We start from the raw sequence: 13,262 nt of genomic DNA on the forward strand, positions 1-13,262 counted from the left end.
TAAAAGATGTTGTTAGTAAACGCGTGTGTATTACTCATATTGGATTTTTATATTTTCTTTGCGCTCCGTGCAACGAAGATTAAATTTCCCAAAACAAAGGTATTTTCCATTCTCTGGTGGTCTTATTCTGTTTTACTGCTATTGGGCGTTTTTATCTCAGCACAATATAGTATTCCTTTAATCGTACGGTCGGTTATTTTAGTCGCCTTTTTTCTGACAGCGGCGTCAAAGATATTTTTCTTTTTGATTTTGTTGATTGATGATATCCGACGTGGGGGTGTATGGTTGAAGCGTCTGTTCGCAAAAAAGAGATCTGTTGAGGATTTGGTCGACGATGCCGGAGACCCTTTACCAGAGAATCCAGTGAAAGGGATTAGCCGATCCGAATTTTTGACCAAAGCTGGTATTCTAGTTGGTGCCTCACCCTTGATACCCCTGAGCTGGGGAATTATTTCAGGAGCCTACGACTATCGTGTCAGGAGAGTCCCGTTGTATTTGCCAAATTTGCCCAAAGCATTCCATGGAATGACCATTGCGCAGATTTCAGATGTGCACTCAGGATCTTTCTATAATAAAAAGGCTGTCAGCGGTGGTATTGATATGCTTTTAAAGGAAAAAGCGGATGTGACATTTTTTACAGGTGATATCGTGAATGCCCAAGCTTCTGAAATGCGTGGTTATCAAGATATTTTTGCGCGTGTGAAATCTGATTTAGGTGTGTTTTCTACATTAGGTAACCACGATTATGGTGACTATTATTATGGTAAAGAAGATTCTCCTGCAAAGCGTAAGAACCTCCAGGATGTTATCGATGTGCATAAAATCATGGGCTGGGATCTTTTAATGGATGAAAATCGTAAGATTAAGGTCGACGGTGAAGAGCTTTGTATTGTCGGGGTCCAGAATTGGGGGACAGGTCGTTTTCCGAAACATGGTGATATCAAAAAAGCATTAATGGGTACCGAAGAGCAACCTGTTAAGTTGCTGTTATCGCACGATCCGTCGCATTGGCGGGCTCAGGTATTGGATACCGACGTGGATGTGATGTTTGCCGGACATACACATGGTATGCAATTTGGTGTAAGGTCCGAGATGTTGCAATGGAGTCCGGTACAATATATCTATAAGGAATGGGCAGGGCTTTATCGTGCGCAACAGAACAAACGATTATATGTTAATGTCGGCTATGGCTTTTTGGGTTATCCAGGACGTGTTGGAATTCTGCCTGAAATTACCATATTCGAATTGCTAAAAGCGCAGGACCCAAAGTTTAAAGCCTAAAAAATCCCCTTTGACTTTTGACTTAATATAGCTATAATTGTGTATTCTGTACACCAGTTATACATAACATGCAATCAACTTTAAACTTTGGGGACTCTCCCCACACACGTGTTAATATTCTTACCGGGGAAAAAGTACTTGTGTCTCCGCATCGTAGTAAAAGACCATGGCAAGGGCAAGTAGAAGATCTTCCCGGGGATAATAGACCGGAATATGATCCTCAATGCTATTTGTGTCCGACAAATAAACGAGCAGATGGTGATATCAATCCAGATTATAAAGAAAGTTTTGTCTTTGTGAACGATTTCTCAGCTTTATTAAAAGATACAAGCCAGCAGGAATTTAATGAAGATGAATTATTTATCGCCGAAACCGAAAAAGGAATCTGTAAAGTAATTGCATTCACCCCGCGGCACGATCTTACACTACCCGAAATGGATCAGGCTGCAATCAAATCGGTGGTCGATCTTTGGCAAAAAGAGTTTGTCGAACTTTCGAAGGTTGACTGGATCAAATACATTCAGATTTTCGAAAATAAAGGTGCGATTATGGGCTGTAGTAATCCGCATCCCCACGGGCAGATCTGGTCACAAAATCATTTGCCTGTAGAAATCCAGAAAGAATGCGTTCAGCAACTGCACTATTTCAGTAAATATCAACGTACCATCCTGTCAGATTATGTTAAAGCGGAGTTGAGAAAAGAAGAGCGCATTATTGACGAAAATGATTCTTTTGTTTCGCTAGTCCCTTTCTGGGCCGCCTGGCCTTACGAAACGATGATTGTGAGCAAACGATCTATCCAAAACATTGCCGGCTTTGACGAGAAGGAAAAGTCGGATTTTGCCGCTATCCTCAAGTTGCTGACGACGCGTTATGACAATCTCTTCAAAACATCCTTCCCCTATTCTGCAGGAATGCATCAGTCCCCAGTAAATGACGGTGACCACCCGGAATGGCACTGGCATATGCACTTCTATCCACCACTGTTACGTTCTGCTACCGTTAAAAAATTTATGGTTGGTTATGAAATGCTAGCGAATCCACAACGTGATATCACACCGGAGGTTGCCGCAGAACAGTTGCGAAATTGTTCGACAGTACATTATAAAGCTAAATAAGATGATAACAAAAGATACAATTGTAAATAAATTTAAAGAACTCTATCAAGAAGAACCTCTTGTCGTTACTTCACCCGGCCGGATTAATATCATTGGAGAACATACGGATTATAACGATGGATTTGTATTGCCTGCTGCAATTGACAAAGCAATATATGTTGCTGTAAGCAAGCGATCGGATGATAACATTGTGCTTTACGCGGAAGACTACAAGGAACGTCATGAGGTCAAGCTAGCGGCTATTGCTATTTCTGAGAAACATTGGCCAAACTATATTTTGGGGGTTGTTGACCAGTACCTGAAACGTGGTGCAACACTAGGTGGCTTCAACCTGTATATTGATGGTGATGTGCCACTGGGTGCTGGATTATCGTCTTCAGCAGCCGTTGAATGTGCCGTTACCTTAGCACTCAGCGAACTGTTCGATTTGCAGGTCGAACGACTCGATATTCCACAGATTGCTCAAAAGGCCGAACATACGTATGCTGGTGTGATGTGTGGTATCATGGATCAGTTTGCTTCAGCCTTTGGTAAAGAAAAAAATGTCATCAAACTGGATTGCCGCACCTTGGGTTTCGCGTATGTTCCACTTGATCTTAAGGGTTATGAAGTTGTATTATTGAATACAAACGTAAAGCATTCATTAGCTTCCACAGCTTACAATACACGTCGTGAACAATGTGAACAAGCTTCTGCATGGGTGCAGGAGAAGTACCCCGCTGTAAAGAACTTGCGCGATGTAACCATAGCGATGCTTGATGAATTGGTGAAAGATAAAGATGCCGATATCTATGCGAAAGCAAGCTTTGTGGTTCGTGAGAATGAACGCGTAGAGAAATCCTGTGATGCACTACGCTCGGGAGATGTTGTTCAGCTTGGACAGTATATTTTTCAGAGCCATGAGGGATTAAGTAAAGTGTATGAAGTCAGTTGTCCGGAACTGGATTATCTAGTGGATTACGTCAAGCAGTTTCCTGAGGTGATCGGTGCCCGAATGATGGGTGGCGGTTTCGGTGGATGTACAATCAATATCGTAAAAGAAGGCGTACTACCTTCAATTTTGCCAACACTTGAAAAAGAATACAAAGAGAAATTTGATAAAGAACTTTCGGTCATTCAGGTCAGGATTGCCGATGGTACCCGCGTACTTTAATAAAAAATAGGTGTGCAGTAAGGGGAATAACATTCACGTGCTATTCCCCTTCTTTTTTTGCCTTTTTTGATAAGGACTTACCACATAAGTCCTAGTCAAGCTGATCCAATGCCTGTTTTAAGTCGGCGATGAGATCATCGGCATGTTCGATACCAACAGAGATACGCAACATCCCTAGCGTGATTCCCGAAGCTTCTTTCTGTTCCTTCGTATGGTGACCTCCCCACATACTCGCAGGGTGTACAATAAGCGATTCGACACCCCCCAAACTGGCCGCGTTAATAAATATGTGCAGTCCATTGATGAGTTTCTGTGCATTTAAAAATGCATCCTCTTCATCTTTACCATTGATATCGATGCAAATCATACCCGAAAATCCACTCATTTGTTGGGCTGCGAGCTCATGTTGTGGATGATTGGGTAATCCAGGATAACTGACTTTATTGATTTTTGGATGTTGATTTAGAAACTCGGCTAGTTTTAGCGCATTTGTATTGATCTGTTTGACGCGTAGACTTAATGTTTTCAATCCCCGTAACAATAACCAGGAATCAAGCGGTGCGAGTGATGCGCCCAAAGCGACGGATCGTTTCCATACGCTGGCGATATAGCCCTGCGTACCGCAGACAATACCTGCGGTGAGGTCACTATGTCCGCCCAAATATTTCGTGGCGCTGTGGACAACAACGTCGATTCCAAAATCTGTCGGTGTTTGGTTGATCGGGGAGGCAAATGTATTATCGACCATGCTCTGAATCCCATGTTGTTTGGCGAGTTCTCCGATCGCTTTTAGGTCGGTGATATGGAGATTGGGATTTGATGGAGTCTCAATATATATCAGCTTGGTATTTGCTTGAATAGCTTCTTCAAACGCTGAAACATCGGTCTGGTCTACGGCTGTTACCGTGATCCCATAATCCGTTAGAAACTCTTTAAAGAAAATAGCTGTTCCGGAATAATGTGCATGTTGGGCGACAATATGATCCCCCGATTTAACGATAGCCAATATGGCTGTGCTGATCGCTGCCATACCTGTTGCAAAGACCAGTGCATCCTCCGTTTTTTCCAATTTCGCTAGAATGGAGGCGACTTGGCTATTCGTCGGATTGCCATGACGATGGTAAAAATAAGGGTGTTTCGGCTCGGTCGCAGCTTTGATGTATTCCGCAGGGTCAGGATCTGCAAAGTAGGTGGATGTCTGATAGATTGGAGTAGTTACTGCAGATGTCTGGTTGAATTGCTGTCCTTCATGGACGAGTATTGTTTCGGTATTGGTAGCCATGCTAATAATGTTGATTGATGCTTGTATTGCCTTAAAAGTCTATGATTCGATCTTGTCGAATCTTTGACCGTAAGGAACCCTTCGTTCGTTTGAAAGCATTGTTGGTGCTAATAGCGCGAAGACGGTTTATCTTGTATCTCAAATATAAATAAAATCTACTCAATATGTAGATTTTATTTATATCGGGTGCATCAATATCGCTTACAACATTAATACATCTTACAACATTTCTTTCAGCAGGCTCAACGCATACCCAATGGTATTCACATTATTTAACGCTAAACGAAGCTGGCCTTTGACTTCTTTGAGGTTGCTGATCTCGGGATGGCTTTGTACAAAGGACAGCACACGGCCGAATTGATCTGATTCAAAGTAGCTGGATTTGGGGTTATTGACAAAATAACCTTTCAATGTATGCTTTTTATACGCTATTTTTTCAAACCCGATCGTCTTCCCAAACCACTGTAAACGGAGTGTATTGAATAATTCAAAGACTTCGCGTGGGATAGGGCCAAAGCGATCTTCAAGTTCTTTTTCAAAGGCTGCCAATTGCTGCTCGTTTTCCAATTTGGAGAGTTCAGTATACAGATTATACCGTTCTGTAATATTGGTTACATATTCATCAGGGATCAATACCTCAAGGTCTGTGTCAATCTGCGTAAAGGACACATATTTTCGTTCTTTCTCATCCGCGAATACTGCCGAAAACTCGTCCTCTTTTAGCTCCTGAATAGCTTCGTCTAAGATTTTATGATACATTTCGAAACCGATCTCGGCAATAAAGCCCGATTGCTCGCCTCCCAAGAGATTTCCCGAGCCACGTATATCTAAATCGCGCATGGCAACATTAAATCCAGAGCCCAGTTCCGAAAACTCTTCTATTGCAGAAAGTCGTTTATAGGCTTCCGGTGTTAAGGTCGACAATGGCGGACTCAGTAGATAACAAAAAGCTTTCTTATTGGATCGGCCCACCCGACCCCGCATTTGGTGCAGGTCGCTCAGGCCAAACATATGGGCGTGATTGATAATGATCGTATTCGCATTTGGGATATCAAGACCCGCTTCAATAATCGTTGTTGCAATTAAGACATCAAAATCGTGATTGATAAACTTAAGCATCACATCCTCGAGCTCATCACCCTCCAGTTGGCCGTGTGCAACACCGACCCGTGCTCCAGGAACCAGCTTGCGGATCAAATTGCCCAGCTGCGGTAGATCTGCAACACGATTGTGGATAAAGAATACCTGCCCGCCACGATCAAGTTCGTAACTGACGGCCTCTCCGATTAGTGTTTCATTGAAAACGTGGAGTTCGGTCTGTACGGGCTGCCGGTTGGGTGGTGGAGTCGAGATGATACTCAGATCGCGGGCCCCCATCAATGAAAAGTGCAATGTTCTTGGAATTGGCGTTGCTGTCAATGTTAGCGAGTCTACATTCGCACGCATGACTTTCAATTTTTCCTTGACCGAGACCCCAAACTTTTGTTCCTCATCGATAATCATCAGGCCGAGATCTTTGAATTTGACATCTTTGCTAACAAGGCGGTGTGTACCAATGATAATGTCTATTTTTCCTTCAGCGAGCCTGGCTAAGGTATCTTTGATCTGTTTGCTCGTCTTGAAACGGTTGATATAGTCGATCGTGCACGGAAGACCCTTTAGACGCTCCGAAAATGTCCGGTAGTGCTGTAATGCCAGGATAGTCGTCGGTACCAGGACAGCAACTTGTTTACTGTCTGCTACAGCTTTGAAGGCTGCACGGATGGCAACCTCCGTTTTTCCGAAGCCTACATCCCCACAGATCAATCGGTCCATCGGATGTGGCGATTCCATATCTTTTTTCACATCGGCAGTAGCCTTTTCCTGATCGGGTGTATCTTCATAAATAAAGGAGGCCTCCAGCTCATTCTGTAGGTAGCTATCCGGTGAGAACGCATTTCCATGCTGTGCCTTTCGTTTGGCATAAAGCATGATCAAGTCGCGCGCAATATCCTTGACTTTTTTCTTGGTCGTCTTCTTGAGTTTGTCCCAGGCGTCGGTACCCAATTTATTCATTTTGGGAACAGTTCCCTCCTTACCGGAATATTTGGAAATACGGTTTAAAGAGTTGATGTTCACATACAAAAGATCATTGTCCGCATAGATCAAGCGGATCATTTCCTGAGACTTACCGTTGACATCTACTTTCTCCAAACCTCCGTAGCGGCCGACACCATGGTCAATGTGTGTAATGAAATCGCCCGGTTTAAGATCTCGTAGATCTTTGAGCGTAATTGCCTGTGAGCGCTCGTAAGCCTTCTTACGTTTATATTTATAATAACGGTCAAATATCTGGTGATCCGTGTAACAGGCTAACTTTAAACTGTCGTCTCTAAAACCTTCGCGTAACGCTTTATGAATCGGAATGAAGGTGGCTGATTTATCGAGATCTTCCAGAATCGTATGGATGCGTTCGACCTGTTTGGTCGAATCTGAAAAGATCAGATTCTGAATTCGCTGGCTCTCATTCTCTTTGAAATTATGGATTAAGAGATTAAAATCTTTATTGAATGAAGGTTGGGGATGTATATCGAACTTGAACGTGGCTTCAGCTTTATAAAAGAACTGTTTGCCGAATTCGATGATGGGAAACTCAAAAAATAACGCATTGAGGTTTTTCTCGTCTGTAAATTCATAGGCTGGATTATGCCATTCCGGATTATCCTTTTTCTGCTTATCGGTTAACCCCGCCCATAATTTTTCCGCTTTCTTTAACCCATCTTTCACAATATCTAACGTAAATTGAGCGTCTTTGATCCAGATTGTAGCGTCCTGATCTACATATTCCAATAAAGAAATGTGTTGGGATGTCAGGAACTTCGCTTGAACATTTGGTACAATGGTTACTTTGTGGATTTTTTTGACAGACAGCTGGGATTCAATGTCAAATGTACGTATGCTTTCGATGTCGTCGCCAAAGAATTCAATACGGTATGGGAGGTCATTCGAAAAAGAAAAGATATCTACAATGCCACCGCGTATCGCAAATTGTCCTGGTTCATACACAAAGTCGACACGTTCGAAATCATATTCGATCAAAAATTCGTTGATGAAATCAATACTTAGCGCCGTGTTTTCTGTTATTTCTAAGGTGTTTTTATCCAGGTCGTTGCGGTTGATCACTTTCTCCGCGATAGCCTCTGGATAAGTAACAACCATTTTCGGTAATTCCGACGTATGATTGAGCGAACTTAATGTCTCCGCACGTTGCAATACATTGGCGGAGTCCGTTTGCGTAAAATCAAATGTTTTGCGATAAGACGAAGGGAAAAAAAGAACCTGCTTATCCAACAGGCTTTCCAGGTCACTTAAAAAATAAGAAGCGTCTTCATGAGTCGGTAAGATAAAGACCATTGGACGTTCCTGTAAGTTGTAAGAAGATACGGCTATGAATGCATCCGAAGAACCAATAAGCCCTTTCAACTGAATCTTGGGGTTTTTGGATTGTAAAGCCTTGGTAAGCGACTGAACAGTTTCGCTTTGGCTGTATTTTTCTAATATTTCTTGAATTCCCACGAGCAAAAATTTCGAATAAGTGCGAATTTAACGAAATAGTATCAAGTATCGGGTATGAAGTACTAAATTTTTTGGTAAAAAAATAGCTGACTTGCTCGTTAAGAAGGAGATGACTTTGTGAAGCTCAAAAGCTATAATAGATGAATCTGTGCAGGGGCTTATTTCGCGAGGTAAAAAGTATAGGCAAAAACGAGCAACACCAATAAGGTGGCCAGGTAAATTAATTTATATTGCTCATAAGCTGTAACATGAAAGGATCCAATTTTAACGCGATTTTTGCTGTTTCTCATAACTAATTTAGGTCGAGGTCAATCTTCTGTTCACTAATATAGCTTTTAAGTGTTGTATTACCAAAAGCATCCAGTGTATTTTGAAAATCTTCCCGATAGTCAAATTGAAAGTCTTCATGAAGTTTACTGTATTTGCCCACCGCATGCTTGATACGCCCTGTTATATATTTATGTAATTTATGGGCAGCAGACTGATAGGAGGAGGCGAAAAGCCTGTCGTAATCAGCGATGGCTCTCTTTAGGATATAGCATCTGAATTCTACTTCACTGATTTTATCCTTCGTGACTTTTTCGTGCTCATTCACTAAACCGCTTGCTTGTTTGATAAGCTTGTTAAGCGCAATAAAATTACTGTGTTGTGGCGTATTACCAATTTGACTCAAACCACTATCGAACAATTGTTGCAGCTGCTTTCGTAGTTTTTCAATACGTTCCTCTAAATCCTCCGCATTCTCCAATAATTGGAAATGCAATTGCTTGATCAGCATTTTGTCCTTGCTTATCAGGCGTACGAGGAGTTTGTCTTTTTCCTTTTGGGGTAGGTCAAGGACAGCTTTCTTTAGTTCGGCATCTTGATGTAAGGACATAATCTGTGTGTTTTAGTGTAAAGAGAGTTATTGAGCGAAAATTCAGGCACGCTGTCAGTGTGCCCGAATAAATTGCTCGTTTCATCAGCCGGAGTTTATGTACGCAATAGCTGCCCCACATTTACCGTCGCTTGCTATTAATACAATATTCTGAACTTAATTGTATTGTCGATCTGTTTGAGTTGTTTCAATAGATCTTTATCATATTCACCTTGTATATCGGTTACCGCATAGCCAATGTCACTTTTGGTCATTAGAAATTGTGCAACGATATTGATGTTATTTTGGGCATAGACCTTATTAATCTGAGCCATAATTCCGGGAACATTTTGGTGGATATGCAGCAATCTTGTGACCTGTTTTACTTTTGGTAAAATTAGATTTGGGAAGTTGCGACTTAAATAAGTATCACCATTGTTGATAAAATCGGCCATTCGACGCGGAATAAACTCTGAATTTTTCTTTTTATTTTTCTTGTCGTCGAAAACGACAATACCTTTTGCATTGCAGATATCCTTATTGATATGCCCTTTGATATCGCCCAAATATCCGATTGTTTTTAATTTGTCGGCCTGTTGAAGCTGTTCATCACTGATGTCGATATTGTCGCCCAAGAGTAGCATCCCTACATCCTTTACATACTTTTCTTCGAATGTATCTTTTGTGCGGATAGAAAAACCGTCTCTTTTTAAGATATGAGCCGCTATTTCTGGTACATCTCCCACGATCAAACAAAGGATACGATTTTTAGGATAAGAGATGGCACGGGGCAGATCATTTACATATAAGAACTCATCAAAACTAGGTGTGATAAAGTCTGCTTTCTCAGTGACACTTTTACGTTGGATATTCTCTGTGAATGCAAAGAATTTTTCAATTAATCCCGATTCCTTCAGTTGAAAATCTGAATAACCGTCACCAATGCCAAACAGTCTTCCTTCAATATTTAATTGTTTTAATAATTGCACTTTTCCACCTTCATTTGATAATGGATTCTCTTCGTCAAAACCGATAATATTACCGTCTTCATCAAATCTGAATGTATTGGCATAGATATTTTCGGTCTTGATATGATACGGTGTAACAACAGGTGTAATAAACTCCTTAAAACCTCCTGAAACGATCCATGCGGTGTCGGCGTGTTTCTTGAAAAATTCACGATTTCGGGAAAAAGAGGTTGAAACTTTTTTCTTAAGATGTGAAACAAGTTTATCCAGATGAGATTTATTGGCATTTAATAGTTTTACGCGACCAGCCAAAGCCTCACGGAAAGATAGTTTACCCTCCATGGCAAGATTGGTGTACCGCTCAATTTCGTGATAGATAGATTCGCGATCCGGATGGTTCTCAAGAGAGATTCGTGCAAGTTCATCAAGTGCCTCTACTTGTGTAAATGTACTATCAAAATCAATGATGTAATAGTTTTTCATCTTGTTATTTTTTTATGAAACGATCGTGAGAGTGCTGAATGCTAATCTCCGATATCGGTAGGTGCCGATGGTTTCAAGGTTCGGTTGTTTGTTATGTTATCGTTTTATTGTTTGTTATATAAATCTGCAATTTCCTTCAGCGTTTGTTCCAAAGGCCGATAACTGTGGTTTAGGAGCCCCTGGATTTTAGCGTTGGAATACTGCAATTTGGCACTTGAAGCCGCCGCAGTTTCTTTTGTCAATGTTGAATCCGATTTTTTAAATACGGAAAGCATGCTGGAAACAGTAGAGGCAATTTGGAGTAAGGTCTCGGAAACTTCGATTGTCGGTTCTGGCTTGTTCATTAATACACTTGCAACGCTCAACAGATCCTTTATGCTTATATTGAGATGATTAATGATATAGCGTTCAGCAGTAATATCGTCTCGCTCCATCAATTGAATCATGATCGCGGCAACATCCTCTACATCAACAACACCAACACTTCCTTTTGGGTAAAATCGTAGCCCTTTATTGATCATTGAAAAAATAGCTCCAGAGCCTTTGTCGTTGGCCGAAGCACCTAAAATTACGGCGGGGTTGACAATAACTGCATTTAGACCCTCGGTAATGCCACGCCATACCTCCATCTCCGCCTGATACTTTGATAACGAATAGTTGGATGTTAGTGCATTGTGCTCCCAGTGGTCTTTCTCGGATACCGGCAGGTTGTCTCTATTTGTCCCTAAAGCTGCGATTGAGCTGACATGGAGTAAGCGAATGCCCTTTTCAAGGCAAAGATTGACCACATTTGTCGTTCCTTCCACATTCACTTTAAAAAGCGCTTTAGCATCTTTCTTTTGGTAGGAAACCAATGCTGCACAATGGAACACTTTAGTAACGCCTTCAAGAGCATCTTCTAATTCAAAATAATTGTTGATATCAGCGTCGATCCATTGCACCAACGAAGAAGATAACAACGAGGCCGGAATAGTCGATTGAGCTCTTTTGATGGCTATGACGTCAATTCCTTGGTCTATCAACTGTCTGATTAGTGTAGACCCTAAAAAACCTGTTCCTCCAGTTATTAATATCACTTGATAAAGATACTGTTAAAAATAATGTTTTCAAAAGTTAGTTAATAAATGGATATTTGTGTGAATTGCATCCTGAAAAAACCTTCATGCTTTCGCGGGTATCAAATACCATGAAAGCCAAGGTAGATTCTTTCAGTCCAATTAAAACAGTCGCTTTCAGAACAAATAGGAGATTTTACAAATTATAGCTTATGTCATCACTGTCCGTATTCTTTAGCCCGATTTCAATTACAGGTTTTGCTCCTGAGCATGGGTTCTTGAGTTCTCAACTAGGAAACGTTATTCAAGCCTATGAAACAGATTTTCCGAGCTGGGAAACGGATAAACAGCCTCAGTTGGCTATTGTCGGTGTGGAGGAAGATCGTGCATCCATCAATAATAATGGAACGGATAAAGCGCCGGATGCTGTTCGAAAACATCTTTATGCACTATATCAGGGCGATTATACGATGAATATCGTTGATTTGGGAAATATCAAAGCAGGTAATACGATTCAAGATACCTATATCGCTTTAAAATCTGTCGTGGAGGAACTGGTCAAAGAGAATATTCTTCCGATTATCATTGGCGGTGGACAGGACCTTACCTATGCACAATATTTGGGGTATCAAAATTTAGAACGAAAGATCGAGCTAGCGATTATAGATGCTCGGTTTGACCTTGATGAGGAGAACGCCGAAAATGTAAGCCTGAATTCCCGATCTTATGTGAACCATATTATTTTGCATCAGCCTGACTATTTATTCAATTTAAATGCCATAGCCTATCAAACTTACCTCGTCAGTAAAGAGTCTATCCATATGTATGATAAACTATTTTTTAATGCAACACGAGTCGGTATGATTGCGGGTAAAATGGACCAATCAGAGCCTTTGATCCGAGCAGCGGATTTGATTAGTTTTGACATAGGAGCCATTCGGGCCTCTGAGGCGCCTGGAAATGCCAATGCAATGCCAAATGGTTTATTTGGCGATGAAGCTTGTCAACTTGCCCGCTATGCGGGGATGTCGGATAAATGTTCTTCCATCGGTTTTTATGAATTCAATCCAACATTTGATCCAATGGAACAGACGGCTATGTTGGTCTCGCAAATGATTTGGTGCTTTATTGATGGTTATTATAATCGGAAACAAGATACGCCGTTGTATCCCAAATCATCTTATATCATTTATCGCACCACACTGGAAAACGAGGAGCATGAATTGGTCTTTGTGAAAAGTAAAAAATCAGACCGCTGGTGGATTCAAGTGCCTTATTTTGGATCTAAATCAGTCAACGAACGCTATTACCTCGTGCCTTGCCGTTATGAAGACTATCAATTGGCTGTCTCAGGTGAAATGCCCGATCTATGGTGGAAAACACACCAAAAATTGCAATAAAGCTTCGTTGAACGGTACATTGCTCTGATTCTGCTTCGATGGCGAAGCGGATGATGCACCTTGTAAATTGACAACAGCTTGCCAACTGACTACAGACTTTTTATAAGTGTT

General features: G+C 41.3%; 9 protein-coding genes. 4 read left to right on the top strand and 5 right to left on the bottom strand.

From position 1 onward, the window contains the following. Positions 1-6 precede the first annotated feature (6 nt). The 3 genes from AACH28_RS17275 to galK all read left to right on the top strand — a co-directional run bounded on the left by AACH28_RS17275 (position 7) and on the right by galK (position 3,552). Entirely contained in the window at positions 7-1,281 is a 1,275-nt protein-coding gene (locus AACH28_RS17275) for a metallophosphoesterase (RefSeq protein ID WP_070561399.1), read from the top strand. A 68-nt stretch (positions 1,282-1,349) separates the two neighbouring features. Beyond that, positions 1,350-2,399: a UDP-glucose--hexose-1-phosphate uridylyltransferase gene (locus AACH28_RS17280; RefSeq protein WP_201640007.1), complete on the top strand. Its 1,050-nt coding sequence runs from the start codon at positions 1,350-1,352 to the stop codon at positions 2,397-2,399. A 1-nt stretch (position 2,400) separates the two neighbouring features. Beyond that, positions 2,401-3,552 (top strand): galactokinase, encoded by a 1,152-nt coding sequence (gene galK, locus AACH28_RS17285; RefSeq protein WP_112375072.1) that lies wholly within the window; start codon positions 2,401-2,403, stop codon positions 3,550-3,552. A gap of 91 nt (positions 3,553-3,643) precedes the next feature. Here the strand turns inward: galK and AACH28_RS17290 are convergent, their stop codons facing one another. The 5 genes from AACH28_RS17290 to AACH28_RS17310 all read right to left on the bottom strand — a co-directional run bounded on the left by AACH28_RS17290 (position 3,644) and on the right by AACH28_RS17310 (position 11,772). Further along, complete coding sequence (locus AACH28_RS17290) at positions 3,644-4,834, bottom strand: PLP-dependent aspartate aminotransferase family protein (protein ID WP_286767503.1); 1,191 nt, start codon at positions 4,832-4,834, stop codon at positions 3,644-3,646. Positions 4,835-5,053: 219 nt separating this feature from the next. Next, complete coding sequence (gene mfd / locus AACH28_RS17295; RefSeq protein ID WP_341831090.1) at positions 5,054-8,389, bottom strand: transcription-repair coupling factor; 3,336 nt, start codon at positions 8,387-8,389, stop codon at positions 5,054-5,056. 292 nt (positions 8,390-8,681) lie between these two features. After that, positions 8,682-9,266 (bottom strand): hypothetical protein, encoded by a 585-nt coding sequence (locus AACH28_RS17300; RefSeq protein WP_312482494.1) that lies wholly within the window; start codon positions 9,264-9,266, stop codon positions 8,682-8,684. A 137-nt stretch (positions 9,267-9,403) separates the two neighbouring features. After that, on the bottom strand, positions 9,404-10,696 hold the full coding sequence (locus AACH28_RS17305; RefSeq protein WP_070561389.1) for an HAD-IB family phosphatase: 1,293 nt from the start codon (positions 10,694-10,696) through the stop codon (positions 9,404-9,406). A 104-nt stretch (positions 10,697-10,800) separates the two neighbouring features. Next, entirely contained in the window at positions 10,801-11,772 is a 972-nt protein-coding gene (locus tag AACH28_RS17310; protein ID WP_341831091.1) for an NAD-dependent epimerase/dehydratase family protein, read from the bottom strand. Between the two features lie 191 nt (positions 11,773-11,963). Here AACH28_RS17310 and AACH28_RS17315 point away from each other — a divergent pair, with 191 nt between their 5' ends. Then, positions 11,964-13,151, top strand: coding sequence for a formimidoylglutamase (locus AACH28_RS17315; protein WP_070561385.1), 1,188 nt, complete (start codon positions 11,964-11,966; stop codon positions 13,149-13,151). Positions 13,152-13,262: the final 111 nt, after the last annotated feature.

Source organism: Sphingobacterium thalpophilum (assembly GCF_038396785.1).
GTDB lineage: Bacteria > Bacteroidota > Bacteroidia > Sphingobacteriales > Sphingobacteriaceae > Sphingobacterium > Sphingobacterium thalpophilum_A.

Bases quoted from the DNA above. Each gene is read 5' to 3' on its own strand.
- AACH28_RS17275 (WP_070561399.1), top strand. From the start codon at position 7: ATGTTGTTAGTAAACGCGTGTGTATTACTCATATTGGATTTTTATATT.
- AACH28_RS17280 (WP_201640007.1), top strand. From the start codon at position 1,350: ATGCAATCAACTTTAAACTTTGGGGACTCTCCCCACACACGTGTTAAT.
- galK (WP_112375072.1), top strand. From the start codon at position 2,401: ATGATAACAAAAGATACAATTGTAAATAAATTTAAAGAACTCTATCAA.
- AACH28_RS17290 (WP_286767503.1), bottom strand. From the start codon at position 4,834: ATGGCTACCAATACCGAAACAATACTCGTCCATGAAGGACAGCAATTC.
- AACH28_RS17300 (WP_312482494.1), bottom strand. From the start codon at position 9,266: ATGTCCTTACATCAAGATGCCGAACTAAAGAAAGCTGTCCTTGACCTA.
- AACH28_RS17305 (WP_070561389.1), bottom strand. From the start codon at position 10,696: ATGAAAAACTATTACATCATTGATTTTGATAGTACATTTACACAAGTA.
- AACH28_RS17315 (WP_070561385.1), top strand. From the start codon at position 11,964: ATGTCATCACTGTCCGTATTCTTTAGCCCGATTTCAATTACAGGTTTT.